This window comes from Myxococcales bacterium (assembly GCA_016712525.1).
GTDB lineage: Bacteria > Myxococcota_A > Polyangia > Polyangiales > Polyangiaceae > JAAFHV01.
In genome coordinates this window covers 897,875-924,604 of sequence record JADJQX010000008.1, presented here as the reverse complement: position 1 = coordinate 924,604, position 26,730 = coordinate 897,875, and the positions used below count along the sequence as shown (strand labels likewise).

General features: G+C 69.6%; 26 protein-coding genes. 14 read left to right on the top strand and 12 right to left on the bottom strand.

Annotation, left to right across the window (positions count from 1 at the left end; genetic code table 11):
• Nucleotides 1-76: 76 nt before the first annotated feature.
• Both IPK71_33490 and IPK71_33485 read right to left on the bottom strand, forming a co-directional pair.
• Entirely contained in the window at nt 77-589 is a 513-nt protein-coding gene (locus IPK71_33490; GenBank protein MBK8218672.1) for a GAF domain-containing protein, read from the bottom strand.
• Nucleotides 586-2,340: an RNB domain-containing ribonuclease gene (locus tag IPK71_33485; protein ID MBK8218671.1), complete on the bottom strand. Its 1,755-nt coding sequence runs from the start codon at nt 2,338-2,340 to the stop codon at nt 586-588. The genes IPK71_33490 and IPK71_33485 overlap by 4 nt, the downstream gene beginning before the upstream one ends.
• A 589-nt stretch (nt 2,341-2,929) precedes the next feature.
• Between IPK71_33485 and IPK71_33480 the strand changes: the two genes are divergently transcribed.
• Nucleotides 2,930-3,607 carry a hypothetical protein gene (locus IPK71_33480; GenBank protein ID MBK8218670.1) on the top strand — a complete coding sequence of 226 codons (678 nt, stop codon included), beginning with the start codon at nt 2,930-2,932 and terminating at the stop codon, nt 3,605-3,607.
• Between the two features lie 85 nt (nt 3,608-3,692).
• On the opposite strand, the gene IPK71_33475 is transcribed toward IPK71_33480, so the two are convergent.
• Nucleotides 3,693-5,099 carry a carboxypeptidase regulatory-like domain-containing protein gene (locus IPK71_33475; protein ID MBK8218669.1) on the bottom strand — a complete coding sequence of 469 codons (1,407 nt, stop codon included), beginning with the start codon at nt 5,097-5,099 and terminating at the stop codon, nt 3,693-3,695.
• 140 nt (nt 5,100-5,239) lie between these two features.
• On the opposite strand from IPK71_33475, the gene IPK71_33470 reads away from it, so the two are divergent.
• Nucleotides 5,240-5,431, top strand: coding sequence for a hypothetical protein (locus IPK71_33470; GenBank protein MBK8218668.1), 192 nt, complete (start codon nt 5,240-5,242; stop codon nt 5,429-5,431).
• Nucleotides 5,432-5,438: 7 nt separating this feature from the next.
• Here IPK71_33470 and IPK71_33465 read toward each other — a convergent pair whose 3' ends face one another.
• Nucleotides 5,439-6,200: a competence/damage-inducible protein A gene (locus tag IPK71_33465; GenBank protein ID MBK8218667.1), complete on the bottom strand. Its 762-nt coding sequence runs from the start codon at nt 6,198-6,200 to the stop codon at nt 5,439-5,441.
• An 89-nt stretch (nt 6,201-6,289) separates the two neighbouring features.
• Between IPK71_33465 and IPK71_33460 the strand changes: the two genes are divergently transcribed.
• The 4 genes from IPK71_33460 (at nt 6,290) to cheB (ending at nt 10,631) form a co-directional block, all read left to right on the top strand.
• Nucleotides 6,290-8,446 carry a chemotaxis protein CheA gene (locus IPK71_33460; protein MBK8218666.1) on the top strand — a complete coding sequence of 719 codons (2,157 nt, stop codon included), beginning with the start codon at nt 6,290-6,292 and terminating at the stop codon, nt 8,444-8,446.
• Entirely contained in the window at nt 8,443-8,964 is a 522-nt protein-coding gene (locus tag IPK71_33455) for a purine-binding chemotaxis protein CheW (protein MBK8218665.1), read from the top strand. Before IPK71_33460 ends, IPK71_33455 begins: the two co-directional genes overlap by 4 nt.
• Nucleotides 8,961-9,482 carry a purine-binding chemotaxis protein CheW gene (locus IPK71_33450; GenBank protein MBK8218664.1) on the top strand — a complete coding sequence of 174 codons (522 nt, stop codon included), beginning with the start codon at nt 8,961-8,963 and terminating at the stop codon, nt 9,480-9,482. Before IPK71_33455 ends, IPK71_33450 begins: the two co-directional genes overlap by 4 nt.
• A gap of 87 nt (nt 9,483-9,569) precedes the next feature.
• Nucleotides 9,570-10,631, top strand: coding sequence for a chemotaxis-specific protein-glutamate methyltransferase CheB (gene cheB, locus IPK71_33445; GenBank protein MBK8218663.1), 1,062 nt, complete (start codon nt 9,570-9,572; stop codon nt 10,629-10,631).
• On the opposite strand, the gene IPK71_33440 is transcribed toward cheB, so the two are convergent.
• From IPK71_33440 to IPK71_33420, 5 genes are all read right to left on the bottom strand, one after another.
• Nucleotides 10,628-11,920 (bottom strand): DUF1704 domain-containing protein, encoded by a 1,293-nt coding sequence (locus IPK71_33440; protein ID MBK8218662.1) that lies wholly within the window; start codon nt 11,918-11,920, stop codon nt 10,628-10,630. The genes cheB and IPK71_33440 overlap by 4 nt on opposite strands.
• A 1-nt stretch (nt 11,921) precedes the next feature.
• Entirely contained in the window at nt 11,922-12,935 is a 1,014-nt protein-coding gene (locus tag IPK71_33435) for a hypothetical protein (GenBank protein MBK8218661.1), read from the bottom strand.
• A 69-nt stretch (nt 12,936-13,004) separates the two neighbouring features.
• On the bottom strand, nt 13,005-14,051 hold the full coding sequence (locus IPK71_33430) for a hypothetical protein (GenBank protein MBK8218660.1): 1,047 nt from the start codon (nt 14,049-14,051) through the stop codon (nt 13,005-13,007).
• A 46-nt stretch (nt 14,052-14,097) separates the two neighbouring features.
• Nucleotides 14,098-14,562 (bottom strand): hypothetical protein, encoded by a 465-nt coding sequence (locus tag IPK71_33425; GenBank protein MBK8218659.1) that lies wholly within the window; start codon nt 14,560-14,562, stop codon nt 14,098-14,100.
• A 24-nt stretch (nt 14,563-14,586) separates the two neighbouring features.
• Nucleotides 14,587-15,063 carry a cation diffusion facilitator family transporter gene (locus IPK71_33420; protein MBK8218658.1) on the bottom strand — a complete coding sequence of 159 codons (477 nt, stop codon included), beginning with the start codon at nt 15,061-15,063 and terminating at the stop codon, nt 14,587-14,589.
• 155 nt (nt 15,064-15,218) lie between these two features.
• Here IPK71_33420 and IPK71_33415 point away from each other — a divergent pair, with 155 nt between their 5' ends.
• The 6 genes from IPK71_33415 (at nt 15,219) to IPK71_33390 (ending at nt 20,966) form a co-directional block, all read left to right on the top strand.
• Complete coding sequence (locus IPK71_33415) at nt 15,219-15,761, top strand: hypothetical protein (GenBank protein ID MBK8218657.1); 543 nt, start codon at nt 15,219-15,221, stop codon at nt 15,759-15,761.
• 52 nt (nt 15,762-15,813) lie between these two features.
• On the top strand, nt 15,814-16,383 hold the full coding sequence (locus IPK71_33410) for a hypothetical protein (GenBank protein MBK8218656.1): 570 nt from the start codon (nt 15,814-15,816) through the stop codon (nt 16,381-16,383).
• 114 nt (nt 16,384-16,497) lie between these two features.
• The gene (locus IPK71_33405) at nt 16,498-17,568 is read left to right on the top strand and encodes an amidohydrolase family protein (GenBank protein ID MBK8218655.1); all 1,071 of its coding nucleotides are present in this window, start codon (nt 16,498-16,500) and stop codon (nt 17,566-17,568) included.
• On the top strand, nt 17,561-18,502 hold the full coding sequence (gene pyrB / locus IPK71_33400; GenBank protein MBK8218654.1) for an aspartate carbamoyltransferase: 942 nt from the start codon (nt 17,561-17,563) through the stop codon (nt 18,500-18,502). Before IPK71_33405 ends, pyrB begins: the two co-directional genes overlap by 8 nt.
• Nucleotides 18,499-19,896 (top strand): orotidine-5'-phosphate decarboxylase, encoded by a 1,398-nt coding sequence (pyrF, locus tag IPK71_33395; GenBank protein MBK8218653.1) that lies wholly within the window; start codon nt 18,499-18,501, stop codon nt 19,894-19,896. The genes pyrB and pyrF overlap by 4 nt, the downstream gene beginning before the upstream one ends.
• A complete protein-coding gene (locus IPK71_33390) occupies nt 19,893-20,966 on the top strand; it encodes a quinone-dependent dihydroorotate dehydrogenase (protein ID MBK8218652.1) in 1,074 nt (357 codons plus the stop codon). The genes pyrF and IPK71_33390 overlap by 4 nt, the downstream gene beginning before the upstream one ends.
• 7 nt (nt 20,967-20,973) lie before the next feature.
• Here IPK71_33390 and IPK71_33385 read toward each other — a convergent pair whose 3' ends face one another.
• From IPK71_33385 to IPK71_33375, 3 genes are read right to left on the bottom strand one after another with little or no spacing between them, the layout of a single operon-like run.
• Complete coding sequence (locus IPK71_33385) at nt 20,974-22,251, bottom strand: hypothetical protein (GenBank protein ID MBK8218651.1); 1,278 nt, start codon at nt 22,249-22,251, stop codon at nt 20,974-20,976.
• Nucleotides 22,251-23,288, bottom strand: coding sequence for a tetratricopeptide repeat protein (locus tag IPK71_33380; GenBank protein ID MBK8218650.1), 1,038 nt, complete (start codon nt 23,286-23,288; stop codon nt 22,251-22,253). Before IPK71_33380 ends, IPK71_33385 begins: the two co-directional genes overlap by 1 nt.
• Before the next feature lie 31 nt (nt 23,289-23,319).
• Complete coding sequence (locus IPK71_33375; protein MBK8218649.1) at nt 23,320-24,741, bottom strand: serine/threonine protein kinase; 1,422 nt, start codon at nt 24,739-24,741, stop codon at nt 23,320-23,322.
• A 163-nt stretch (nt 24,742-24,904) separates the two neighbouring features.
• On the opposite strand from IPK71_33375, the gene IPK71_33370 reads away from it, so the two are divergent.
• Together IPK71_33370 and IPK71_33365 are read left to right on the top strand one after the other, a co-directional pair.
• Complete coding sequence (locus IPK71_33370) at nt 24,905-25,618, top strand: hypothetical protein (protein ID MBK8218648.1); 714 nt, start codon at nt 24,905-24,907, stop codon at nt 25,616-25,618.
• Nucleotides 25,619-25,905: 287 nt separating this feature from the next.
• Nucleotides 25,906-26,682, top strand: a complete 777-nt coding sequence (locus tag IPK71_33365; protein MBK8218647.1) for an alpha/beta fold hydrolase — start codon at nt 25,906-25,908, stop codon at nt 26,680-26,682.
• Nucleotides 26,683-26,730 lie beyond the last annotated feature (48 nt).

Genomic DNA, 26,730 nt, shown 5'->3' with positions numbered 1-26,730 from the left:
GTCGCTACCACGAAACGCGCCGCGCCTCGAACCTGGGAGGTCGGAGCCAGGTCGCGCGCGGCTCGCCGCCGCGGCGTCAGGCCCGGGAGAAGACGTCGCGCACGAGGCGCTCGAGGCGTGCGGCCTCGGCCTCCGAGAAGCCGCCGACGTGAGGAGAGTCGACGTCGAGCACGCCGAGCAGCGCGCCCTCGCGGAGCACCGGCACGACCACCTCGGAGCGCGACCGCGCATCGCACGCGATGTGCCCGGGGAAGAGGTGCACGTCGGGCACGAGCTGGGTCTCTCGTGTGCGCGCGGCGGCCCCGCACACTCCGCGATCGAACGTGATCCGCAGGCACCCCATGGTGCCCTGATAGGGACCCACGGTGAGCATCGCTTCGCCGGTTTTCCGATAGAATCCGCACCAGTTCGCGTGTGGGAGGGTCTCCCACAAGAGGCAGGCGAGGGTGGCCATGCGGGCGATGTCGTCGGTCTCTCCGTCGAGCGCGGCGAGGATCTGTGGTGTGGCCTCGTCGAGCCGCGCGACGCGCTCGGACTCCGGAAGGAGCGTGCCGCGCGCGACCTCGGGGAGGAGGATGCCCTCGCTCATGGCGTGCCCTCTACGGCGGCGAGCTCTTCGAGCTGGAGCACCCAGCGGTCCTGCCGATCGTCGTGCCCTTCGGTGAAGACGCGCACCTCGTCGCCGAGGCGGACGACGATCCGCCCCGTGGCCTTGTCGCGCAGCGAGGCGCCACCGTCGGCCGCGACGAGCCATGCCCCGCCGCGGGTACGGCCGACGTCCCGGAGGTAGAGCTTCAGATCGACCGGAGGATCGTCGAGCGTGACGTGCAGCTTGGAGGACGTGAACCCCATGACGGTGCCCTTGCGGCGCGGTCGCTCGGCCACGGGGAGCGCGAGATCACGATCGAGGAGGGCGTCGAGGTACCGGTGCCCCACGAGGTCGTTCGCCTTGCGCTGCGTGTCCTTCGAGTGGTTCGCGGCGACGACGACGGCCTCGCGCAGCGCGGGATCCGCCGTGCCTTCGCCCGAGAGGAGCTCTTGCATCTCGTGGTGCACGAACACACCGACGATCTCGCGCATCGGCGCCGAGAAGCGCGCGTAGGCCTCGGCGCCCACGCCATGGTGGAGGCCCACGGCCGCGGAGAACGACGAGCGCGCGTTCACGACGATCGCCTGCCGATGGATCGCGCTCGCGATGCGCCCTTCGCGCCCGCCTTCGGGGAGCCCCTCCAAGAACTCCGGCAGGGTGTGCCCTTCGGGATCGAAGCAGAACGCGTCGCCGAGCTCGTGCACGTGCACGAGGCCGTCGAGGGTCTCGCGGAGCTTCTCGAGCCTCTCCTCGGCGGGGGAGGGGTGAACGCGGTAGATGGGCTCGAGGTGGGGCGCGGTGCTCTCGAGCAGGAGCTTCGCGCCCTCGCGGTTCACGAGGAGGGAGAGCTGCTCGTTGCAGAGCTCGACCTCGAGACGCGGTGAAGCGACGAGCGAGAGCGCCTCGCCTCGATCGCCCGTGACCACCATGTCGGTCTCTCGCCGGCGGTACCTCGCCACGTCCCGCCCGCGCGCCTCGGCGACGAGGGCCCGACCCACCTCGCGGAGGGCGTCGAGGCTCGCCGTGAACTCCTGCCCCGCGAGCGGCCCGCGCGCCGTGTCGTAGTACTCTTGAACACCCGAGAACGAGAGCTTCGCGCGGCTCTTTACCCTCGCCCGCACGACCTGTGTATCCTGCACCTTTCCGTCGTGCCCGATGCGCACACGGAAGACGAGCGCCCGCCGCGGCCCGTCGGGGTTCAGCGACACCATGCCCTCGGAGAGCTCCCGGGGGAGCATCGGCACGGAGAAGCCAGGCAGGTACACGCTCGCACCTCGTGCGAGGGCCTCGCGGAAGAGCGCGCTCCCCTTGGGGACGAAGTAGGCGGCGTCGGCCAAGGCGTAGTCGACGTGGAAACCCTCGGGCGAGCGCGTGACGAAGAGCGCCTGGTCGAGGTCCTTCGAGGTGGCCGCGTCGATCGTGACGAAGGGCACGTCGAGCAGATCGAGGAGAGACGGGTCGGCCACGGCGGCGGCGAGGTCGATCGCGGCCACCTCGGCGCGCACCGCCGCGGGGAAATACGGGTTCGCGCGCACCTCGAGGGCGATGCGCAGCATGTCGGCGCGGGCCGTGCCGCCCTCGGCGAGGCGGACGTGCCGAACGACATCACCGTGGCGGAGCTCGAGCTCGAGCACGTCGCCGGGGCTCGTTCCGTCGGGCGCGCCGGGAAGCGGCCCGTCGAAGAAGGTGGACGAGAGCGTGTGCGAAGGGGTGACCTCGGCGAGGAGGAGGAGCGAATCTTGGGGAATCATGGGGACTTTCTGCCGAACGTGCGCCCGGGCTCGGCCCCGCGTGCCGCTCGCTCGGCCCCGTCGAGGGCGGCAAGAGCGGACGACGCGGGGATCGTCGGGGCGGACGTGGGGCGGGGAACGAGGCGCGACGTCGAGAAGTCGACGCGGGCGCCGGGAACAGGAGGAAGGGGACGAGGCCCGTGGCCTCGGCGCGTGGAGGAGACGCGTACGCGCACGCGGAGTGGGGAAAATCCCCCGAGGAGGGCCATCTCTCCGCTCACGAAGAGAGCGGGGTGTCGGCCGGCACGGCAGCCTCTGGAGAGGCATTTCATGCCGGGCAAGGAGTAGCGCGGTCGGGCGTGGGCCGCAAGCCGGGCACGGGCCTCGAGCTCGCTCCTCGCGCTTCCTTTCATGGTTCGACCCTACCGAGCGCCGGCACGAATGGAAAGGGCCGAAAGCGGCGCGAAAACGGGCTCGGGCCCGAAGCTTGCTCGGAAATGCCCGAATTCGTTGACCAAAAACGAACCGGTGGGAGGTCGCCGTACGTGCTTGTCCCGGCTGGAAGGGCCGTGGTAAACCCGCCGCACCCATGCGCAAGCGCCCGCTCCTCCTGGCCATCTCGCTGCTCACGTTCGGCTCCTTCGGGGCGCTCACCATCGGGTGCGGAAACGCCGACGAGCCCTACAAGGCCACCCCGGCGTGGTCGGGCAAGAAGGCGAGCATGCCCCCCGTGCCCCAGCTCCCCACGAACCCGATCAAGTCGGGCGACGCGTACACCGTGTTCGGGGCACGTCACCACCTCCAGAGCCGCATCCACGACAAGGAGGTCACGTCGAAAGACATCTCCATCGTGGGCTACATCGTCCAAGAGAACGTGACCGACGCCCCCGAGTGCGCGGTTCACAAGGCCGGCAAGGCCGACCCGGAGACGTGCAAGGCCGAGATCCCGTCCTTCTGGATTGCGGACGCCAAGGGCGAGGCCAAGGTCAAAATCCGCGTGCTCGGCTGGGCGAAGAACTACGCGTCCGTGTTCGAGGCCATGGAGAAGTACAAGAACCTCAAAGAGCCCCCGAAGGAGCTCTACAAGGACGAAGTGTGGAGCGTCGATCTCCCGTACCCGCTCCCGGCCGTCGGCGCCAAGGTGAAGATCACCGGCAAGTACGGGTACACGTTCTCCAAGTCGAGCACCGGCATCGTGAGCGATCCGGCGAACGGTGTCATGACGTACGCGAAGATCGAGTACCTCGAGCCCGCGACGGCTCCGCTCGCGTTCAAGAACAAGAAGTGACCCCGGGCCGGCCATCGCGTCGGCTCCGCGCACATCCCGAGCCCCGTAAGCCCTCGAGCTTACGGGGTTTTTCGCGTTCCGAACCTCAGCGGATGACGGGCGGCGGCTTCGGTGGATCCTTGTCGCTCTGGATGCACGAGGACAGGTCGAAGAGCATGAACTCGAGCGCCTTCTCTTGCGCCGAAAGATCTCCCGGTTTGCACGAGGCCGGGAAGGGGACGTTCGGGTTCTGCGCGTTGGCCGAGACGTGGAAGTCGCTGTAGACGACCCGTCCGCACTTGCGGTCCTCGGTCGCCGCGAGCGGCGTGTTGAACGTCATGTGCTGCACCGACGGGCCCGCGGTCGTCGTGCCGTACACCCAGCGCTGCGCCGGCGGGTTCTTCTCGGCGTCGAGGTCGTGGCGCCACTCGCTCACCGAGATCGTCCCGCGCGTGCTGCTCGCGCCCACGGCCACGAGCCAGTCGGCGAAGGCTTGGCCCTTGGGGAACGAGGTGTCGATCTGGAAGTCGCGGGAGCCCGTGCCCCCCGTGGCCTTGTCCGGGGAGAACGTGCCCGTGCTCGCGAAGGGGCGGTTCCCCTGGTCGAGCCACGAGAAGCCGTAGTGCGTGGTGAAGATGCGGCCTCCCGCGTTCGCGTAGAACGAGAGGGTCGTGTCGGTGCCCGGGCGCGCCTTGGCCGCGCCTTCGCACGGGAGCATGACGATGTCGTACTTCTTGAGCGTCTCGAGGCTCCCCCAGAGCGTGTTCGCGAGCGCGGTGGGCGGGTTCGTGTCGACGCCGTTCTCGCGGTAGACGTGCACGCGCCCCTTGGCGATCGGCAGGGTCATCTCCTGCGGGTCGATGCCCATCTTGGTGAGCAAACACTCGAACGGATCGGCGCTCCCGGTGGCGATCGCCATCTGGGGCATGTCCCCTTCGCGGGTGCTCTTCGGCAGGCGGAAGACCTCCTTGTCGGTGACGTCGAGCGCCTCGCAGCGCTTCACCTCGGGGAGCTTCACAAGCTTGCGCCACTTGCCTACCTGAACCACCACGGGGATGTCCGTGCCGACCGGCACGTTCGAGAGCGTGAAGGCGCCGGTCGCGTCGGTGAGGGTCGAGACGAGCGGATCGCCGGAGACGGCCCCGCAGCGCTCGCACGTCGCGCCCGTCACGACGGGGGCCAGCGCCGCGTTCGGCACGTACACGAGCACGTTGTAGAGCGGCACCTTGCCGGCCGGATCGTGGACCTTGCCTCGCACCGTGGTGGATTTGCCGTCGTCGCAGGCGACCTGCTGGAGGCAGAGCCCCGTGCACGGGCGGACGGACGCGTCGCCGGTGGCGCCGTCGGGGAAGAGCGGGGGGGTCGTGGGGCTCGCCTCGGGGGATGCCGCGGCGTCGCCGAAGTCGTCCGGGGACGAACCGTCGCGCGATACGCCGCACGCGGCGGCGATCGTGACCACGTACCCGAGCAGCACCACGAGGAGGGCAGGTTTACGCGCGCCGGGCTTCGACATCGGGCAGGTCTCCTTGGGGCGCTCTCGTGCGCGCGGGGCGCACCGGCATCGCTCGGAGCGTACGCGAACCGCGCCATTTCGCACGCGAAACCATGGCGCGAGCCGTTGACGGGCGGGCGCCGCGCGATACGCTTCGTCTCATGAGCAAGACGCGTTCGGATGTCATCGCCGAGGGGCAACGCAAGGGCATCGTGGCCGGCGTGGCCACGGCCGGTGCGGTCGCAGCGGGGGTCGTGATCGCACCGGTGGCGGGGGCCATCGCGGCCGTGCCCGCGCTCTACTTCGGGTACAAGTGGTGGAAGCACCGCGCCGAGAACGGCATCAAGTTCTGAGGGGCGCTCAGTCGACGCGTTGAGGCTCGCCGGCGGGGAGCAGCGCCACGAAGGCGGCTTTGGCGGCCTCGACGCGCGCGTGGTCCTGGCCGTCGAACGTGAGCTTGGTCTTGTAGGTCGGGTCGGCCCACTTGGGGTACGAGCCCACGGCCACGTCGGGGAACGAGGCGACGACCGGCGCGAGCAAGGGCATCAACGCGCCCTCGTCCATTTGAGTGTAAACTGCACGCGATAGCCAGGCCTGACCGCGGCCGAGCTTCTCGACGAGCACGGGCAGCTTGAGGCGAAAAATCTCGGGGACGCCTGGGAAAAGCCAGGTGTTCGCGTACCGGATGGTGGGCCATCGGACGTCGACCGTGGTCTCGAGCGCAGCCCCCCGCGGGACACGCGCCATGAGCAGGTGGTTCTCGGTGCACCGCTCGCCGTAGTGCTCCCGCAGCAGCGCGACGAGGTGCGGATCGAGATCGACCGGCACCCCGAACGCCTTCGCGACCCCGTCGACCGTCACGTCGTCGTGGGTGGGCCCGACGCCGCCGGAGGTCACGAGCACGTCGTGCGACGACGCGAGCGCCGACACCTCTCGGGCGATGGTCTCGACGTCGTCCGGGATCGTGACGACCCGCCGGAGGCCCACGCCGATGCCGCGGAACGTCCGCGCGAGCACCACCATGTTCGCCTCTTCGATTTTGCCCGACAAAAGCTCGTCGCCGACGAGCAAGAGGGCCGCGGTCTTCGGCTTCGGTTCGGTCACGCCGAGAGCGTAGCCCATGTCCGCCCCTTCGTACGCTCCGAAGCCCCGCCGCACGTTCGTTCGTCACCGCCTTGGCCCAGGAGGCCCTCGTGAAATACGATTTGGCCGTGCCCGATCTCGGCGACAAGGCCCGCGAGGACTTCTTCTCGGAGGCCCAAGAAATCATCGATGGCCTGAGCTCCGACCTGCTCAAGCTCGACGAGGCCGTGCGCCGGGGCGAGAGCGACGCCGAGCTCGTCAACGACGTCTTTCGTGCCGTCCACACGATGAAGGGGCTCTCCGGCCTCTTCGGCGTGGCCATGATGTCGGGGCTCTCCCACGAGCTCGAGGAGCTGCTGGACGATCTTCGCCTCGGCCGCATCGACCTCACGGCCTCCGTGATGGACGTGCTCTTCCGCGCGGTGGAGCTCTACGGACGGATCCTCGCGGCGGCGCGTGGTGACGGACCGGAGCCGGCCGACGAGGTCAAGGAGCTCTTCGCGTCGCTCTCGCGTGTGGCCGACCCGAGCGCGGGCGGAGGCACGGGAGTCGTCGCCCAGTACGAGCTCGATCCGGGAGTGCTCGGCGTGCTCACCGAGTACGAGGAGCACAGGCTCCGCGTGAACCTCCAGGCGCAGAACCTGCTCTACCGGATGCGGGTGAGCTTCCCGCTCGCCACGATCGACACGGCGCTCGACGAGCTCAAGGCAAAAGCGCGCCCACTCGGCGAAATCATTACGTATTTGCCCACAGGTGACGGCGGCGATCCCGACGCCGTCGAGCTCGAGATCCTGCTCGCGTCGAAACAAGGGCGCCAAGATCTCGTAGCGGAGCTCGCCGCGCCGAACGTCTCGATCGAAGAGGTGAAGAAGCGCGCCTCCCCGCAGGGGTCGGACAGGCTCTCGTCGTCCGGGAGGCCGGCTCCGAAGGACCCCGAGCTCGGGGGGCTGCCGGCTCCGGGGGTGTCGCTCCGGGCCGAGGCCGAGGCGCTCCGGGCCGACCTCGTCGACGGCGGCACGGGCCTCGCCGGAGGGGTCGGCTCGCTAAGGTCGGTGAGCCAGACGGTGCGGGTCGACATTCGCCGCCTCGACCACCTCATGAACATCGTCGGTGAGCTCGCGATCGTGCGAAACCAGGTGGAGCGGCTCGCCGACCGCACCCGCGCGACGCCCGCGCTCCGCGAGATCAACGCCGAGGTCCAACGGCTCCACCGCGCCTTCGATCGCCACCTCACGCAGATGCAGAACGGCATCCTCGAGGTGCGCATGGTGCCGCTCGGGCAGGTGTTCGAGAAGCTCGCGAGGGCCGTGCGTCAGATCTCTCGCGAGGTCGACAAACCCGTGAATTTGGTCGTGACCGGGGCCGAGACCGAGATCGACAAGCTCATCGTCGAGGAGCTCTCGGACCCGCTCATGCACATGATCCGGAACGCGATCGATCACGGCATCGAGTCGCGTGAGGGGCGCATGGCCGTGGGCAAGCCGGCCGTCGGTACGATTGCGCTCAACGCGTTCCAGCAGGGAAATCAGGTCGTCATCGAGGTGGAGGACGACGGGCGCGGCATCGATCCGAAGGCCGTGCGCGAGGCCGCGCTCCGGCTCGGCTTCACCACGGCGGAGGACGCGAGCCAGCTCGGCGAGGGGGAGGTCCTCGCGTTCGTCTTCGCCCCGGGCTTCACCACGCGTGACGAGGCGACGCAGCTCTCGGGCCGTGGCGTCGGCCTCGACGTCGTGAAGACGAACATCTCGAGGCTCGGTGGCGTGGTCGCGGTGGCGAGCGATCTCGGCATCGGGACCAAGATGACGATTACGCTCCCGATCACGCTCGCGATCATCTCGGTGCTCGTGCTCGAGGCCGGGGGCCACACGTTCTGCATGCCCCTCAGCAGCATGGAAGAAGCCTTTTTCCTCGAGCCGCGCGAGGTCCGTGTCGTCGAGGGGCGGGAGGTCATGAGCCAACGCGGCCAGACGCTCCCCCTCGTGCGCCTCGCTCACCTCTTCGGGTACGAAGAGAACGACGACTTCAAGCGCGGCGAGCCGATGCGAAAATACGTGGTCATCGTGTCGGTCGGCGCGAAGCGGGCGGGGTTCGTCGTCGACAGGCTCCTCGGTCAGCAGGACATCGTCATCAAGGCGCTCGGGCGCTCCCTCCACGCGGTCCGAGGTTTCGCGGGGGCGACGGAGCTCGGCGATCAGCGCGTCGGCCTCGTGCTCGACGCGGGCGCCCTGCTCGACGAGGTGGTCACCACGGCCGACGTCCGTTACCTCCCCGAGGCGCGCGCATGACCCGTCGCCCCGAACGCGCCCTCGCTCGGCCGAGCACACACGCGCTCTCTCCCGCTCCGAACGAGCGCGAGCCCGCCGTCCGCCCGTGGGCCGTAACTGCCGGTGAATACTTGATTTTTCACCTCGGGGGGGACCCTTACGCCCTGCCCATCGTGGCGATCCAAGAGATCTTGAAGCTCCTCCCCATCACCGAGGTCCCTCGCGCGCCGCGTGGTATCGCCGGCATCGCGAGCGTGCGCGGTCGGCTCGTGACGGTGCTCGACCTTCGGCGTCGCTTCGGCCTCTCGGAGCTCGAGCGCGATCGCCGGACGCGTATCCTGCTCGTCGACGGGGGCGAGGAGACCCTCGGTTTGCTCGTGGACGAGGTGCGGGGGGTGCAGAGGTTCGAGGCGACGCAGATCGAGCCTCCGCACGTGCTCGGAGGCGATCCCCCGCCTCATGTCGCGGGCGTGGGGAGGAACGACGAGACCTGGTGCATGCTGCTCGATCTGCGGCCCGTGCTGGAGGATCGCTCGTGACCTTCGGGCCACGCAAGCGCGGGCCTCGTCCGCGGCTCGATCCTCGCAAGAGCCTCGTCGGCTTCGTGGTGGGCGACGTGACCTACGCCGTGGGCGTCGAGCACGTGCGCGAGGTCACGAACCCGCTCTCGGTGGTGGTCCTCCCGGGCGCGCCTCGTGCCGTGATCGGGGTGGCCGATTTTCGCGGGAAAATCGTGCCGGTCGTCGATCTGCGCCTGCGCTTCGGCTTGGAGCACCAGGCCTCGACCCGAAAGACCAAATGGCTCGTCGTCGAGATCGACGGGCGCCTCGTGGGGCTCGTCGTCGACCACGTCACGGACGTCTTCGGGACGGTGGAGGGAGGCCCTCGACCGACGGGAGAGCTCGTGTCGACCGAGGCCGCGCTCGGGGTGGTAGGCGTCGTCGATGCCCCGACGGGCATGGCGTTCGTCATCGACATCGCCCCCCTGGGGGAGCTCGCGCGCGCGGCCAAGGGCGGAGACGAGCCTCGTTCCCCGAGGAAGACCGAGCTCCCCTGATGCCGGGTGGCCTCGAGGGTTTACAAAGGCGCCGGCATCCTCTCTCATGAAGGGTATCCGGCGGATGGCGTCCGCACGAGCGCACCGATGAAAGAAGACCGCCCCCTGAGACTGCTCGTCGTCGACGACTCGGCCTACAACCGCCGCGTCATCGCCGAGATCTTCGAGGGCCGGCCCGAGGTCGAGGTCGTCGGGAAGGCGGCCGACGGCGAAGAGGCGCTCCGGCTCGTGGGGCAGCTCCGACCCGACGTGCTCACGCTCGATCTCGAGATGCCCAAGATGGACGGCTTCACGTTCTTGCGCATCGTCATGTCGAAGTTCCCCGCGCAGGTCATCGTCGTCTCGAGTTATTCGCAGCGCGAGAACGTCTTCAAGGCGCTCGAGCTCGGCGCGCTCGACTTCGTCGCCAAGCCCACGCAGAACATCGGCGAGGACGCGACGGCCCTCCGCGAGCAGGTCCTCCAGAAGGTGCTGCTGGTCCGCTCGATGCGGGGCGAAAAGAAGCGAAGCGTGCCCCCGGTCGACGGCGTGGCCTCCGTGCGTCGTGTCGCGGTCGAGAGCCGCCCGCCCTATGCTCCGCCGAAGTACGTGGTGGGCGTCGCGGCGAGCACGGGCGGTCCAGCGGCGCTCCTCGAGGTGTTCTCGCGCCTCGAGGCGGGCACCAACGCGACGATCCTCGTGGCCCAGCACATGCCCGACAAGTTCACCCGCACGTTCGCCGAGCGCCTCGACAAACGCGGCACCTTCCGCGTGAGCGAAGCGGCAGGCGGCGAGCTCGCGTCGCGGAAGACGGCCTTCGTCTGCCCGGGCCGCCAGTGCCTCGAGCTGCACGCGGGGATCGACGGCGAGCTCATGCTGCGGGTCGTCGCGCCCGCCCCGTCCGACGCCTACGTCCCTTCCGCGAACCGCCTCTTCACGAGCCTCGCGAACGTGGCCAAAGACAAGGCCGTCGCCGTCGTGCTCACCGGCATGGGCGACGACGGCGTCGAGGGCGCGCGCGCGGTCAAGGCACAAGGGGGCATCGTGATCGCCGAGTCTCCCGAGTCGGCCGTCGTCGCGGGAATGCCAGGCGCCATCGTGGCCGCAGGCCTCGCCGACCATGTGCTGCCGCTTCATGAAATCGCGAATTATATCGCGAAGTTAGCTTAGGTTACCTCGCCTCGGCGAGGGGGCCGCGCGACGAGCGACGCTTCGGCGATCACGCCGGCGTAGCGCGCCTCGAGCGGGCCGAGGTCGACGCCGTCGAGGAACGACGTGAACGCGAAGTAGGGGAGCAGCGTCTCCCACTCGCGCAGCCACCGAGGGAGGAGCCGTGGCCTCGTGACGAGGCCGAGCCGGTCGAGCGACACGAGCGCCCCGATGTCGTCGAGGTCGATGCGCCCGGCGAACACGAGCTCCGTCTCGTCGCGTAGCCCCCCGCGCACGAACACGGACAGGAACGCGTACGTCTTGAGGAGCCCCGAGATGTACACCGTGTCCTTCGTGAAGACGCTGCCTCCGCGCACGTCGCCGCCTCGGAACACGCGCTGCGCGTCGAGGAACGCGTCGCGCGGGGCGACGCCCTCGTCGCGCGTGAGGTACCGGTAGACGTCGAGGAAGCTCGCGCCGTCTTCCCCCATCGCTACGGTCATGACCCGGAGCGCGAGCCGCCGGAGGCGCGGCACGGCGAGGGTGCGGTGGGTCAGCTCGGCGAACACGGCGAGCCCCTCTTGGGTCTCGGTGGTGCGCGGCCCACCTCCCTTCAAGAAGGGCAAAAACTCCTGGTTTTGGCCGTTCTGCGCCGAGAAGGCGTGGGTCTCGATCTCGTGCCGGTAGAGGCCCTCGGCCTCCCACCCGTGGAACACGGCGCCCTCGCGGATGCGCACGCGGCTCGATCCCGCGATGGCCTTCGACGTGAGCTTCGGGTCGACCACCATGCGAAGCTCGAGGCCCCTGCGCGCGGCGACCCTCGCCTCGAAGCGCTCCTTGAGCTCCTCGGCGGTGATGTCGGGGTCGGCGAACTTTCGCTCGCGATCCCACCCGTGCGTCGCGATGCGCGCGAGCAGGTGGCGCGCGAGCTCGAGCTTCGTCTTGCCGAGGAACGTCGTGCTCGCGCCGCCGTAGATCTCCCTGGAGACGAGCCCGAGGCTCGGTGTGCCGACGGCCGAGAGGAGACGCGCTTTGCCGATCTGCGAGCCTATCGCTTCGCGGAAGAACGCGAGGATCGGGTGGTCGCCGGCGAGCTCGTCGCGCGCGCGTTCGAGGTGCTCGATCTCGTCGTCGTAGTCGCCCGCGCGTGACGCGACCTCGGGCGCCGGGAGGGCTCCTTCGCCCTTCGCGAAGAACTCCTCCTCGACGGATCTCGGCCACGCGATCTCGTCGAGGAGGGCGCCTCCCTTGTGCTCGCCGAGCACCAGGGTCACGGTCTCGGCGTGCCTCTCGGCCGTCGCGCGGTCCACCTCAGCCCTCGCGCGCGAGGAACTCGCCCACGATCGTGGTGGCCCAAGAGACGCACACGTCGCTCCGCACCGTGCGCTCCACCAAGGGCCAGAGCGCTTCGGTCAGCGCGTCAAAATCCGGAGCGAAATCGATGTGATAGGCGGCACGGATGGCCCGCATCGTGTCTCCCGAGTGTTTGGCGTAGAACGCGTCGATCGAGGCGTCGACGTCCCGCGCGACCCGCGACGAGCCCGCCACCTCGGCCGCGACGAGCATCGAGGCCTCCCGCCCGAGCCCGACCGCCTCGGCGTCGACCGCGCGTGTGAGATCCCCCACGGGCTGGTCGTAGAGCCATCGCGCGACCGCCTTGCGGAGCTCGACGAACTTGGGAGAGTCGCCCTTCTCGATCATGAGGCCCGCGGTGCGGTCGAGCGCCTTCTTCGAGAACACCCCGAGGAACTTCTTGATCTCGGGGTCGAGGCGTTTGTCGAACTCGCCGCGCACCGTCTCGAGGGATTTCAGCACCGCGCCCGAGCCGATGGGCATCACCTTCTTGACGATGCCCGGGATGCCCCACTCGGCGAAGAACGGGTTCACCTTCTCGTTGAACTCCTTCAGCGCGTCGAAGAGCACGTCCTTCATGAGGTCTTCCATGGCCTCCTGCGCGAGCACCTCGCGAACCAGCTTCGGGTTGACGAGGTTCGGGCGGGCGAGAAGCTCGTCGATCTTGGCGCGCGCCGCCGCCGGCACGTAGCTCCCGAGCGTGGCCTCGTGGGAGAGCACACGCGGGTACGCCTCCGTGTGCACGGCCGTGCCGATCCGCGACACGAGCTTCGTGTACACGTCGGGCCGCTTGGCGAGCTCGAGCCCGGCTCGCAGCGCCTCGCGAGGGAGTACGTCGGCGAGCGTTCGGCCCTCGAGCTCGGCGTACATGGCCTCGAGGTTCGCGCGGAGCTCGCGCTTGGCCTCGGGCGAGGTGAGGCGCTCGACGAGGAACGTGGCGAACCGCTGCTTTTTGGCGTCGATGTCGGACATGAGTCTACCTTCCGTGCTCCTTCGACCTTACGCGAAGGCACGAGGTTTTGCACCGATCGGTGGCCGCGGTCAGAGGCTTCGTTTGGCGTCGCCAGGCATGTTTTTGTGGGCCTGGAGCATCCGCCGGAGCTGCGGGTTCTTCCTCACGAGGGGCAGCTTCGAGAGGTGCGCGAGCAGCGCCGGGGGAGCCGCCGAGAAGCGCGCCATGCTCGTGATGAACATCGTCGTGAAGGACGAGCGGCCGCACAGAATCTGGACGGAGCGGGCGTCGATCGTGCAGCCGGTGAGCAGCGTGAGGCAGCGCGCCTCGGTCGAGAGGAGCAGCTCCACCCGCTCTTCGGGGGGCGCGCTCGCCCAGCGCCGGTGGAGCACGGAGCGCGCCTTTTGCCGCGTGCGCTCCTGGATCTCGCGGTCGATGCAGGTCTTGTACACCTCGACGAGGCGCTTCGGAGAGAGCAGCTTCAAGAGGAGCGGCTCGGAGATCTGCGGGTTTCGTAGGAGGCGCCGCTCCACCTGACGGTCTCGCAGGAAGGCGACGTCGCGCGCGATGTGGTCGAGGCCTTGCGGCGTGCGGTGCCAGAGCGCGACGTACCTCGCGTGGTCGAGACCGAACGTCGCGTTCTTGAGCAGCGCGAAGACAACGCGCGGATCCGGGTCGAGGCAGAGCGCGAAGAGGTCGGGACCCTGGGCGCGCTCCGCGTGGACCACACGCTCGTCGGTCGACATCTCCCGAAAGGTCCACTCGTAGATTTGCCGGTAGTTGCGCTCGGCGGCCTCGGCTCCGGCCGGGTCGGCCTCGTCCTCGTCGCTCGAGGCCTCGAGCAGCTCGTCCTCGGTCGGCGCGTCGGGGACGGGCTCGTCGGTCGCCTCTTCGGCCTCGGGCAGCTCGGAGGTGCGGCGCGGCGGTGCGACGCTCGCGTTCGGCTCGGAGTCCACCACGCCGAGCTCCGAGAGCTTGTCGACGATGGCGTCGATACGGGCCTCGTCGAGCCCGGTGAGCGCCACGAGATCGCGGGTGGTCGTCGGGCCGTCGACCCGTGAGAGAACGAACCCCTCTTCCGGGGTGAGCGCGAGGCGCGTGAAGTCGATGGGGCCCTGCGGGCGGACGCGTCGCATAGGACGAAAAGCGTACCCGGGCTCCGGGGCCGTCGTCTCGCCGAATCTACGGAGCGGGCGGCGGGTCGGACGGGTCGCGTTTCTCGCGGTCGATGTCGGGCTCGACGAAGATCCAACGCGCCTCGGGGACGCGGCCGCGGAGCTTCTCCTCGAAGCGGTTGATGATGCGGCACACCTCGTCGATGTCGAGCCCACTCCGGAAAGAAATCTTAATGGATACGAATACTTCGCCCGGGCCCTGCTGGAGCGTGATGCAGTTCAGGACGCGGTGGAGCTCGGGGAACTCGAGGGCCGTCTGGCGAGCCGCCTCGTCGATCTCCGGGTCGGCGGCCTCGCCGAGGAGGAGCGACTTGACCTTGGTGGCGAGGAAGACGGCGACCGCCACGAGCACGGCGCCGATGGCCATGCTGCCCGCGCCGTCCCAACGACCGTCTTTCGTGAGCGACGCCAAGCCGAGCGCCACGATCGCCAAGGAGAGACCGAGCACGGCCGCCGAGTTCTCGCCGAACACGACGACCAGGTCCGAGTCCTTCGTCTACTTCAGGTACTGGAAGAAGGGCTTCTTTCCGGCGCGCTTCTTCAGCTCTTTGATGTTCGACAGGGTCGCCCCGCCTTCGAGCACGAGCGAGACCGTGAGGATGAGGAGGCCGAGCCACACCCGCTCGACCGGCTCGGGGGCGTGGAGCTTCTCGTAGCCCTCGTAGATCGAGAAGAGCCCGCCGCCCGTGAAGAGCATCATCGCGACCATGAACGACCAGAAGTAGAGCGCGCGCCCATAGCCGAGCGGGTGGCTCGCGTCGGGCGGACGCCGCGCCTGCCGCACGCCGACGAGGAGCAAGATTTGGTTGCCGCAGTCGGAGAACGAGTGGAGCGCCTCGGCGAGCATGGCGCCCGACTTGGTGAAGAACGCCGCTACGGCCTTGATGGCCGCGATGAGCAGGTTGACCGCGAGCGACTGGACGATGTGCGCCGTGCCGTGCTCTTCGCCCTTCTCGGACTCTTTCTCGCTCATGATCGGGCGCGAAGTATGCTCCGAAGGGCCGCCTCCCGTCGATCTCGAAGTGAGAGGGGCGCGGGATCCGCGTCCCCGTGTGTGTGACGCGTGTGCCCTCCGGGCATCGACGCCGCGCTTTCCGTCGGTGCCGGTGGGGCGGTATGCTCGTGCGGGTGAAGCTTCCTTCTTTCGCTCCCCGAAACCTCGCTCTCGTCGCCATGCTCGGGCTCGTGTCGCTCGGCGCCACCGGCTGCGTGAGCAAGCCCACCATGCGGCTCAACCACGCCGAGGTCGCGGGCGTGCAGCTCGCGACGTTCCCGCCGAGCCTCGGGGTGGTGATGACCGTCGTGCTCGACGTCCACAACCCGAACTCGTACGACGTGGCCATTCGGGCCGTGAGCGGCACCGTGTACATGGCGAACAAGTACCCGGTCATCGTCAACTACCAGGCCCCGGGGGACGGCCTCTGGCTCCCCTCGGACACGACCACGCCCGTGCGCGTGCCGATCACCATGCCCGTCGAGCTCGCCGTGGCCGTGTTGCGCGAGGCCTTCTCGAGCCCGGTCATCCCGTACCGGTTCGTCGGTCGCGCCAACGTCACCGGGACACGCACCTTCAAGATCGAGAAGGACGACTACTCGGTCGACGAGCAGGGCACCGTCACGCGCCAGCAGATCGAGTCGATCCTCCCCGCGACGCTCTTCGGGCCGCGCTGACGATCGCGTCGCGGGTCGTGTCACGATCCGCCTTCGTCGCGCGACGAAGGGTATGCGCATCGGTCGACGTCACCTCGGGCTCGTGCTCGCCGCCTCGGCCATGGGCCCTCGCGTGGCCCGCGCGGAGGAAGCTAACCTCTCGTCACTCTTGAGGAATGTGGCGCTCCGGAGCCCACTCCCCGGGGGGATCCTCGCCGGCTACGACGGCGATACGGGGCTCGACATCGGCGGCTCGAGCCTCGCGGTCCACGCCATCGCCGCGGGCACCCTCGACTACTCGGAGCGCGGGCACACGCGGTGGGTCGGGCGCTTCGACACTCCGTTCTCCGTGAGGCTCGCGCTCGACGCGCCGATCGCGCTCGGTGCTCGCCGCGTCACGCATGTGTACTATACACACATGGCCTCGCTGGTGCACGCGAAGGCCGAAGGGAGCGCGGCGGTCGTCCGCGTGGTCGCTGGGGAGAGGCTCGGTGTCTCGGGCCGCGCCAACGGCGTGCCGCACCTCCACTTGGGGCTCTTGTGCGACGGTCACGTCGACCAAGCCTCGTGGGAGCACATCGCGCGCGAGCACGAGATCCGCAGGCTCTTCGGCGGGTACAAAAACGGCGAGCGCCTGCCCTGAGGCGCGGCCCTTCGGCCCGGAGGGGGAGCGCTCGGCGCAGGTCGGACTCCGGGTTGTCACGCGAAAGACACACGAGGTCCGGGCGCGGGGGAGTATCGGCATCTCCCCGGGACCATGACGACCGTACGTTTGCCCGGGCTCGCCGACCCTCATGTGCACGTTCGTGGCCTAGGCCAGCGGCACAAAGAGGACTTCGCCACCTGCACGCGCGCCGCGCTCGCGGGGGGCTTCACGACCATCCTCGCGATGCCGAACACGCGCCCCGCGATCGTGGCCGAGCCGGCGCTCCTCGAGTACCAGGCCGAGGCCCGCGCCGAGGCCTACTGCGACTACGGTTTTCATCTCGGCGCGACCGAGCACAACATGCTGGAAGTGGCGAGGCTCGCGCCGCGCTCGACCGGGCTCAAGCTCTACCTCGACCCTACGTTCGGAGACCTGAAGCTCGCGAGCCTTCGCGCGCTGGTCGAGCACGCGGCGACGTTCCCTCGTGACGTTCCGCTGCTCGCGCACGCCGAGGAGCACTCGCTCGCGTCGGCCCTCCTCGTCGCGCACCTCGCCGAGCGCCCGCTCCACGTCTGTCACGTCTCGCGCAAGGTCGAGATCGAGCTCGTGGCCCGCGCGAAGGACAAGGGAATGCGCGTGTCGTGCGAGGTGTGCCCTCACCACCTCTTCTTGGACGAGTCGTCGCACCGGCTCGCGGCGGGGTTCTGCGAGGTGCGGCCGGTCATCGGAGAGAAGAGCGACGTCGACGCGCTCTGGGCGCACCTCGGCACGATCGACTGTTTCGCGACCGATCACGCGCCCCACACGAAAGCCGAGAAGGCGAGCGCCACACCTCCGCCAGGCTTTCCGGGGCTCGAGACGGCGCTCTCGCTCTTCCTCACGGCGGTGCACGAGGGGAAGCTCACCCTCGCCGACGTGGAGGCCAAGATGAGCGCCAACGTGCGGCGGATCTTCGCGCTCCCCGAGCAACCCGACACCTACGTGGAGGTCGACGTGGACGCGAAATTCGCCTTCGACGAGTCGCGGTTCGAGTCGCGCGCGGGGTGGAGCCCGTTCCACGACGTGCCCGTGCGTGGCCGGGTCGAGCGGGTGGTCCTCCGAGGTGCCGAGGTCTACGCGTCGGGTGAAATCAAGGGCAGCGCCGGAACGGGGCGCGACGTGAGGGAGGTTCCCCGTGGATAGTCTCGAGTGGCTCCGTGGACGTGACGTCCTCACCGTGGCAGGCCTCTCGCGAGGCCACATCGACGAGCTCTTCGGCTCGGCCCGGCGCATGCGGTCGTTCGTGCGCGAGCGCGGCGGCACGGACCTCCTACGCGGGAAGGTGCTCGCGAACCTCTTCTACGAGCCCTCGACGCGCACCTCGTCGTGTTTCCTCGCGGCCATGACCCGGCTCGGCGGGTCGGTCATCCCGATCAGCGAGGTCAGGTACTCGTCGGTCTCGAAAGGCGAGTCGCTGCGCGACACGGTGAGGACCCTCGAGGCCTACGCCGACGTGATCGTGCTCCGGCACCCGGAGGAGGGGGCCGCCAAGATCGCCGCCGACGCCGCGAAGAAGCCCATCATCAACGCGGGAGACGGCCCGGGCGAGCACCCCACCCAGGCGCTGCTCGACCTCTTCACGATCCACGAAGAGCTCGGGCGGATCGAGGGGCTCACCGTGACGTTGCTCGGCGACTTGAAGTACGGGCGCACCGTCCATTCGCTCGCGAAGCTCCTCTCGCTCTACGGGGTCAAGGTGCGGTACGTGTCTCCCTCGGTCGTGCGCATGCCCGAGGCGCTGGTCGCGGAGCTCGCCGAGCGAGGGCTCGAGCAGACCACCCACGCGACGCTCGACGAGGTCATCGCCGAGACCGACGTGCTCTACGTGACCCGTGTCCAGAAGGAGCGGTTCTCCGCCGAGGCCGACTACGAAGCGGCGCGGGGAGGATATCGGGTCGATCGCGAGGTGCTCGCGAAGCTCAAGAAATCCTGTGCGATATTGCACCCTTTGCCCCGTGTGGGAGAAATCGACGAGGCCGTCGACGACGATCCGCGCGCGGCCTACTTCCGCCAGGTCGAGAACGGCATGTACGTGCGCATGGCGCTCTTGGCGGCGGTGCTCGGGAGGCCGGCATGAGCTTCTTCGAGGCCGCCTCGCGGCGCGCGCGCGACATCCGATCCCACGTGTGCGTCGGGCTCGACCCACGCGTGTCGCGCGCTTCTTCGCTCGTCCCCGAGGCGATGCGCGTGGTCGAGGCGACCCATGCCCGGGCCGCGGCGTTCAAGCCGAACGCGGCGTTCTTCGAGGCCTTCGGGGCCGCGGGGGTCTCGGCCCTCGAGGAGGTCGTGCGCCGCATCCCTCGGGAGATCCCTTGTCTCCTCGACGCGAAGCGGGGCGACATCGGCCCGACGAACGCGGCCTACGCCACGGCGACCCTCGCGCTCGGGGCCGGCGCGCTCACCGTGAGCCCCTACCTCGGCGTCGGCGCCCTCGAGCCCTTCCTCTCCGGGACGGGGCTCGACCTGTTCGTCCTCGCGCGCACGTCGAACCCCGAGGCCGAACGTGTGCAAGATGCACGATTGGCCGTCGGGGGGCCCCTCTACGAGCGCGTCGTGCGTGACGTCGTCGCGTCCCCGCATGCGTCGCGGATGGGGCTCGTCGTGGGCGCCACCGAGCCCGACGCGATCGCCCGTGTGCGTGCTCTCGCGCCGTCCGCGTGGCTGCTCTTGCCGGGCGTGGGCGCGCAAGGAGGCGATCTGGAGGCTGCGGTCGCGGCAGCGCGACGAGCCGACGGCTCCGGGTTCCTCGTGAACGTCTCGAGGTCCGTCGCCGACGCGGCCGATCCGGGGGCGTACGTCGCGAGCCTCGCCGACCGCATCGAGCTCGCCGCCGCGAGGCCCGCCGATGCCACGCCGGACGTCGCCCGCGCCGCCTTCGTGGACCGCCTCGCCCGCACGCTCTTCGACGCGGAGGTCGTGCGCTTCGGCTCGTTTACGCTGAAAAGTGGAATAGAATCGCCCATCTACGTCGATCTCCGGCGCCTCGTGACGTTCCCTCGTGCGCTCGCCGAGGTCGCCGACGTGCTCGCGTCGATGCTCGAGGGGCTCTCGTTCGACCGCATCGCCGCGCTCCCCTACGCGGCGCTCCCGATCGGGACGGCCGTGGCGATGCGCATGGATCGTCCGCTCGTGTACCCGCGCTCGCAGGCCAAGACGTACGGCGCGAAGGCGTCGATCGAGGGGCTCTTCCACGAGGGCGAGCGGGTGGTCGTGCTCGACGACATCGCCACGCGCGGGGACGCGAAGCTCGAGGCCATGGGGCCGCTCGCGAGCTCGGGCCTCCGGGTCGAGGACGTGGTGGTCCTCGTCGACCGGGAGCAGGGGGCCCGTGCGCTGCTCGCCGAGCGAGGTGTCCGCCTCCACGCGGCCGTCACGCTCCGGGAGCTCGTTCGCGCGCTCGAGGGGCTCGGCAAGATCGACGTGTCCGAGCGTGATCGTGTCCTCCGTTTCCTCGACGGGGAGGCCGCGTGAGTCTCTCGGTCGCTGCGCTGACCCGGCTCCCTCCGGAGCTCGCTCACAAGGTGGCCCTCGCGACCGCATCTCGCCTCCCCGGTCCCGTGCTGTCGCTGGTCGCGCGGGCGCACGTCGTCCGTGACACGCGCCTCGAGGTGCGCGCGTTCGGTCTCGTCTTTCCGACGCCCGTGGGGCTCGCCGCGGGATACGACAAAGACGCGGTCGCCGTCCCCGCGTCGTTCGCGTTCGGCTTCGGCCACGTCGAGGTGGGCACCGTGACCCGCCGCCCGCAGCCCGGCAACGACGGCGAGCGGCTCTTCCGTGTCCGGGAGGCGCGCGGGCTCGTGAACCGGCTCGGGTTCCCGAACCAAGGGTCAGCGGTCGTCGTACGTCGGCTCGAGCGGCTCCGCGCGCGCGGCCCACTCCCGGGCGTCCTCGGCGTCAACATCGGGAAAAACAAGGACGTCGCGCTCGACCACGCACCTCGCGACTACCCCCCCCTCTACGGCGAGGTGGCTCACGTCGCCGACTACGTCACCATCAACGTCTCGAGCCCCAACACCGAGGGCCTCCGAAGCTTGCAGAGTGCAGAGAACGTCCGAAGGCTCCTCGCCGCAGTGTCCGAGGCGCGCGCCCGGTCGTCCTCGAGCCCCCCGGTCCTCCTCAAGGTGTCGCCGGACCTCACCCCGGACGACCTCGACGCGCTCGTCGCCGAGGTACGGAAAGCCGACGTCGCGGGGATCGTCGCGACCAACACGACGCTCTCTCGAGACGGCGCACCCGAGTATGCGAAGGCGCTCGTCGGGGGCCTCTCGGGGCGGCCTCTCGCGCCGCGTTCGCTCGCCTTCCTGAAGGATCTCGTCGCGCGGCTCGAGGGTCACGTCCCGGTCGTCTCGGTCGGTGGAATCTCGAGCCCCGAGGACGCCGTGGAGCGCCTCGAGGCCGGCGCGTGTCTCGTGCAGCTCTACACGGCGCTCGTCTACGAGGGCCCGAGGCTCGTCCGCTCGATCTCGGAAGGTATCTCCGACGCGTGCCGGAGGTCGGGGGTCGCGGGAGTGGGCGCCCTCGCACGCCCCGTCGCTTCGTGAGCGAGTGCTAGGGGACTCCGGAGACGGCCACGGGGACGGGCGACATCCGTTTGTCCGTTCCGTCGCCGAGCTCCGAGCGACCGTTGTCGCCCCAGCAGTACACGGCCTCGTCGCTCGTCGCGGCGCACGAGTGGTCGCCTCCGGCGCCGACGGCCGTGACCGTGCCGATGATCCCCGTGATCGCGGTCGGTCGACCGATGGTCGGCATGCCCGCGTCGCCCGCGTCGCTGCGTGAGCCCTGGCCGAGCTGACCGAAGCGGTTGTCGCCCCAGCAGAGGACGCTGCCTCGGCTCGTGAGCGCGCAGAAGTGCTCGGCCCCGCCGGAGATCGCGACGGCGCCCTCGACGCCCGCGACCTGCACCGGCGTCCCACCTTTGCCGCTCCCGGCGACACCTCGGCCCGTCTGCCCGAGATCGTCTTTGCCCCAGCACACCACTCCGCCCGTGCCGAGCACGGCGCACGTCGAGTCGTTCGAGGCCGCGATCGCGATGGCGTTCGTCGCGGCGGACTTACGAGGGATCGCCTCTCGGCCGCCCGGAGCGAGCCCGAGCTGCCCGTTGAAGTTCTCGCCCCAGCAGAACACGTCGCCCGTGAGCTTGACCGCGCACGTGTGCGATTGCCCGGCCGCGACGGACTTCACGTCGGTCATGTCGAGCACGTCGACCGGGACGTTGGTGCTCGAGAAGTTGCCCGTGCCGAGCTGCCCCGTGCCGTTGAGGCCCCAGCACGCCATCTGACGGGTACGGCGAAGTACGCAGGTGTGCGAGGATCCCGCCGCGATCGCGAGCGCATCGGCCACGTTCCGCGCCGGGCTCGGGCTCGACTGCGGGGTGGAGCTGCCCGTGCCGAGCTGCCCGCTCACGTTGGCTCCGAAGCAGCTCACCGAGCCGTCCGGCTGGACGAAGCAGGAGTGCTGAGCGCCCGACGCGAGGCTCACGGCGTTCGCGTTGTCGAGCATGGTCGCCGTGGTGACGACCTTGAGGCCGGCGTCGTTCGCGGTGCTCGCGCGGCCTCCGGTGCCGGTCTGGCCGGAGCTGTCGTCGCCCCAGCACCGGACCTGGTTGTTCAGACGCTTGATGCACGAGTGGTACTTGCCGAGCGCGAGCTGGGTCACGCGATCGGGCTCGGGTCCGCCCTCTTCGTCCTCGGGGGGAATGGGTTCGATGTCTCCGTCGCGGGCGCCCGAGTCCTTGCGGAGCTTCACGTCGTGCACGCCGACGATGAGGTTGCATGCGGCGAGGGTGGCCGCGGCGAAGAGAAGCGTGGCGAAGACGGGGCGCATCATCAGAACGTGCCTCCAGTGACGAGCCCGAGGCTCCCGGGACCACCGGACGGGAGGAGGTAGGTCGACCTCGCGGGTTTGTCGGTCTTGCCGGGGGCCGTGAGGTACAGGATGACACCCGTCGCGAAGATCGCACCTCCGGCCGCGAGGCCGATGGTGGAGATGAAGCCCGACGTCTTCGCGTCGCTGGCGAGATCGATGCCCTCACGGTCGCAGCCGGAGGCGTCGCAGCGCGACTCCGAGTCGCTCCACTTCGAGAACGTGCGGATGCCGAAGTAGCCGCCCACACCGGCGATGACGAGCCCCGCACCCCCCACGATGAGCGCGACGGTCTTTCGCCCCGAGCCGGGGCTCTCGTTCGAGGTCGTGTCCTTCGACGGGGCCTTTCCTCCGACCTTCGGGGGTGCCTCGGGCTCGTCGCCTTCGGCCGCGAGGGCGGGCACGTCGACGGTGTAGGTCTTGCCCTCGTCCGTAGCGGTCACGGTCGTGGAGAACGACTTCTTTCCGGGCGCCGTGACGAAGAACGTGTGCGGCCCTGGGTCGACGCGCACGGGGCCCGCGAGCTCCTCGCGGGAGAGGGGGGCGCCGTCTCGGGTGACCGTGGCTTGCGACTTGTCTTGCTCGGCGAGGCGCACCTCGACCTTCGTGAGCTTCGGCTCGAGGGCCTCGAGGCGGTCACGCGCGGTCTTCTCACGGTCGGCGCGCCCGAGCTTCTTGGCGAGCGCTACGGCCTCTTGGAAGCGGTCGTAGGCCGTGGCCGTCTGGCCTGCGCGCTGGTGGCAATCGGCGAGGTTCAGCAGCGTGCTCGACAGAGGATCGAGCTTGTAGCTTGCAAGGAATTTCGCGCACGCCACGGCGTAGTCGCCCGTGTCGACGTGCTCGCGTCCCTCCTTGAAGAGCGCGTCGGCCGCTTTTTTGTCGGCGGCGGTCGGAGCCGCGAGGGAGAGCGAGGAGACGGACGAGATCGAGACGAGCGCGAGCGCCGCGAAGGCGGCTTTGGCTCGCAGCGGCCTTACCGAACGAGGAGGGGGCAGGGGCATGGGGCGCGGAGAAGGCAGGGAAGGAAGGGAGTCAGTCGCGGACGGCGGGGATGTCGGACGGGGTCTGGCCCTTCGGCTTGGGCGCCGCCGCAGCGGGCTTTGCGGAGGGGGGGGGCGCCGCGGCCGCGGGCTGAGGTTTGCCTGCGGCTTCGGGCTTGGGCGCCGGCGCAACGGGCGGAGAGGCTTTGGGAGCTGCGGGCTGCGCGCTGCCGGCGACGACGATGATGGTGGGGCTCGCCGGAGGGGCCTGGGGAGGAGGCACGGGCGTGGGCTCTCCCGACGCGGCGACGACCTCGGCGCGGCCCGTCGGCACCCCCGAGCGACTGATGTAGAATGCACCGATCGCGACGCCCACCACGGCGATCGCCGCCGCGACACCCAGGCCGACGCGTGAGAGACCCTCTTTGGCGGGGGCGGCGGCCGGTGTCGAGCCCGCCCACGGACCGCCGAGGTCCATCGACGTGCTGCGGTTCGACTGCGGCGGGTTGCTGGTGTACGCGCGTGCCGAGCCCGGCGCGAGGGCCGCCACGTCGGCCACCTTCGACGAGGCGAGCACCGCGGCGAGCTTGGCGGCGGTGGCGTGCGCGTGACCCGGGTTCACGCAGAAAGGGGCGAGCGCGTTCGCGAGCTCGGCGACGTTCGAGATGCGCTGCTCGGGTTTCTTCACGAGGCAACGCTGGATGATCGCGACGAGGCCCGGATCGATCCCGGGGACGAGCGACTGGAGCGGCGCGGGCTCCTCGCCCATGACCTTCGCGAAGAGCTTGCCCACGGTGTCGGCGTCGAAGGCCGGGCGGCCCGCGATGAGCGTGTAGAGAATGATCCCCAGAGACCAGATGTCGCTGCGACCGTCGACCGTGCGCGGGTCTTGGAGCTGCTCGGGGGACATGAAGCGCGGTGACCCGAGCACCGCGGCCGACATGGTGACGCCCGTCTCGCCGCCGCCGAAAGGGCTCGCCTTGGAGAGGCCGAAGTCGAGCACCTTGATGAGCGGGACGCCGGCGGCCCCGCGCGTGAGGAACAGGTTCCCGAGCTTCACGTCGCGGTGCACGATGCCGAGCGCGTGCGCCTCGCCGAGCGCGTCGCAGGCCTGCACCACGTACTCGCAGGCTTCGGAGGGCGGCAACGCTCCCCGCTGCTTGAAGAGGTCGGACAGGTCGCACCCCTCGAGGTACTCCATCACCATGAACGGCTCGCCCGACTCGAGCGTGCCCACGTCGTACACGGCGGCCACGTGCGGGTTCTTGAGCTGAACGGCGGCCTTCGCCTCCCGCAAGAATCGAACGCTCGCCTCGCGTGTGCCGAGCACGCCCTCCCGAATGAACTTGATGGCGACCTTCGTCTCGAGGGTGAGGTGCGTGGCCGCTACGACGAAGCCCATGCCTCCTTCACCAAGCACTCGCTCGACGCGGTACTTGCCGGCGATCACGTCTCCGGCGTTGATGACGGCCATCGGGATGAACCTCTCGAACCCTGCGAGCTTAGCAAAGCCCCGGCCGCGCCGCCTCATTTCCACGCGCCCTTGCCGGACGGGCGTTCAGGTGGGCAAGGGCGAGGCGCTCGGGGCCCAACCGAGGAGTGGCGCGGGCGCGAGAAGGCCGGCACACTATCGAGTCATGCGGCTCGTGCGTCGCGTCCTCGGCTCGATGGCCCTCGGGGTCGTTCTTTCGGTCAGCCGCTGCGGTGGAGAGGCCCGCGCGGACGAGCTCCCGGGCCCGGTCGTCCCCGCGCAGGCCACGGGCGCGGCGTACGCCCTCGACGCCGTGCCACGCGAGATCCCCGAGGGCCGCATGAAGTGCCCGAAATTCGAGACCAAGCGCTACCTCGGGACCCAGATCTTCTACTCGTCTCCCATCTTCGTGCACGCGGCGTTCGTCGATAAGCTCGTCGCGTTCGACGCGCTCGTTCGTCAGGTCGCGATCGAGGTCTACGGTCGCCCCCCTCGCGGCCTCCACCACCTCGGGGGGACGCTCTGCGAGACGCTCAACGGCCAGCGGCGGTTCGGTGAGCACGCGTTCGGAAACGCGATTGACGTGGACAAGTTCGAGTTCGCCCCGCTCGGTCCTGGAGAGGCTCTCCCGAAGGGGCTCCCCGCCGCCCTCGAGAAGGGATTCACCGTGGCGCTGTCGTGGCACTTCTTCTCGAAGACCGAGGTCGGTCGGGTTCACGCGCGGTTTCTGAACCGCCTCGCGCTCCGTCTCGTCGCCGACAAGACGCTCTTTCGGACGGTGCTCGGCCCCGGCTACGGCGACCATTGGAACCACTTCCACCTCGACGCCGCGCCCGCGCGTTTCGTATTCGTGCTCGCCTCGAAAGAGGCGGCCCAGTAGAGGCTCTCTGGATGGCCGTGGCCGCGGGAGGGAGAGCGGCGAACTGCTTGATTCGGTTTGGGTTTTCGCCGACCGGTCACCGCGCTTCGTCGTGATCCGTCGTCGGGGAGGGGACCTTCAGGGCCGGACATGCGCTGTCCGGTGCCCGATCGGGCACGAGCGGATGCCCGATTTCCATCGAACGGCGGCCCCCCCACCTTTTCGAGGTGCGTTCTCGGGTGGGCTTGGTTTATGCTTTCTCTCTGCCCGAGCGGTTCGAGAATGGCACTGAAACCCCGCGACACACCATGAGCTCCGAGAACCAGAGCTCCATCGCCCCCGAAGCCAGCCGGCCCGCGGTGTTGCTGCTTCACGGCTTCTCGCTCGACCACCGCATGTGGCGGCGTCAGGTCGAGGCGCTACACCCGCATTACCGCGTAATCACTGCGGATTTGCCCGGGTTCGGGCCTCAGGCACGCGACTGCGGCATGGTTTCGCCGGCCGAGCAGCTCGAGCGCGCGCTCGACAAGTGCGGCGCCCTGAAGGTTCACGTCGTCGGGCACTCGATCGGGGCGGCGGTTGCCGTCGACTTCGCGTTCGTGAATCCCCGCAGAGTCGCGTCGCTCACGCTCGCCGGCCCGCTCATGCTCGGCCGTCGAACGGGCATCGAGGCCTGGGGGCGCTGCGTGAGCCTCGCCAACGAGGGCGACCTCCACACCGCGCTCGACGTCTGGCTCGACGATCCTCTCTATGCGCCGGCGCGCCGCGACGACGAGCTCTTCGAAGAGGTGCGCAACATCGTGCTCGACTACGGCGCCGCGCACTGGCTCGGCCGCGTGACCAACCGGTGGTCCGATCCCGACCCGTTCCCTCGTCTCGCCGAGCTCGAGATGCCGTCCCTCGTGGTCACCGGAAAGCTCGAGATCCCGAGCTTCCAGGCCATGGCCGAGGCGTACGCCAAGGCCCTCCCTCGCGCCCGCCGCGAAGAGATCGACGACGTCGGGCACCTCGTGAACATGGAAGCCGCCGACGAGTTCAACCGACTCTTGGTCGACTTCATCGAGCAGTCCGGCGCCGCCCCCTGAGGGGCCTCGCGCGGAGAGGCTGACGGTTACTCCGCGAGGCGCGCGCGC

Coding starts and splice junctions, on each gene's coding strand:
- IPK71_33490 (MBK8218672.1), bottom strand. CDS start 589: ATGAGCGAGGGCATCCTCCTCCCCGAGGTCGCGCGCGGCACGCTCCTT.
- IPK71_33485 (MBK8218671.1), bottom strand. CDS start 2,340: ATGATTCCCCAAGATTCGCTCCTCCTCCTCGCCGAGGTCACCCCTTCG.
- IPK71_33475 (MBK8218669.1), bottom strand. CDS start 5,099: ATGTCGAAGCCCGGCGCGCGTAAACCTGCCCTCCTCGTGGTGCTGCTC.
- IPK71_33470 (MBK8218668.1), top strand. CDS start 5,240: ATGAGCAAGACGCGTTCGGATGTCATCGCCGAGGGGCAACGCAAGGGC.
- IPK71_33465 (MBK8218667.1), bottom strand. CDS start 6,200: ATGGGCTACGCTCTCGGCGTGACCGAACCGAAGCCGAAGACCGCGGCC.
- IPK71_33455 (MBK8218665.1), top strand. CDS start 8,443: ATGACCCGTCGCCCCGAACGCGCCCTCGCTCGGCCGAGCACACACGCG.
- cheB (MBK8218663.1), top strand. CDS start 9,570: ATGAAAGAAGACCGCCCCCTGAGACTGCTCGTCGTCGACGACTCGGCC.
- IPK71_33435 (MBK8218661.1), bottom strand. CDS start 12,935: ATGTCCGACATCGACGCCAAAAAGCAGCGGTTCGCCACGTTCCTCGTC.
- IPK71_33430 (MBK8218660.1), bottom strand. CDS start 14,051: ATGCGACGCGTCCGCCCGCAGGGCCCCATCGACTTCACGCGCCTCGCG.
- IPK71_33420 (MBK8218658.1), bottom strand. CDS start 15,063: ATGAGCGAGAAAGAGTCCGAGAAGGGCGAAGAGCACGGCACGGCGCAC.
- IPK71_33410 (MBK8218656.1), top strand. CDS start 15,814: ATGCGCATCGGTCGACGTCACCTCGGGCTCGTGCTCGCCGCCTCGGCC.
- IPK71_33405 (MBK8218655.1), top strand. CDS start 16,498: ATGACGACCGTACGTTTGCCCGGGCTCGCCGACCCTCATGTGCACGTT.
- pyrF (MBK8218653.1), top strand. CDS start 18,499: ATGAGCTTCTTCGAGGCCGCCTCGCGGCGCGCGCGCGACATCCGATCC.
- IPK71_33385 (MBK8218651.1), bottom strand. CDS start 22,251: ATGATGCGCCCCGTCTTCGCCACGCTTCTCTTCGCCGCGGCCACCCTC.
- IPK71_33380 (MBK8218650.1), bottom strand. CDS start 23,288: ATGCCCCTGCCCCCTCCTCGTTCGGTAAGGCCGCTGCGAGCCAAAGCC.
- IPK71_33375 (MBK8218649.1), bottom strand. CDS start 24,741: ATGGCCGTCATCAACGCCGGAGACGTGATCGCCGGCAAGTACCGCGTC.
- IPK71_33370 (MBK8218648.1), top strand. CDS start 24,905: ATGCGGCTCGTGCGTCGCGTCCTCGGCTCGATGGCCCTCGGGGTCGTT.
- IPK71_33365 (MBK8218647.1), top strand. CDS start 25,906: ATGAGCTCCGAGAACCAGAGCTCCATCGCCCCCGAAGCCAGCCGGCCC.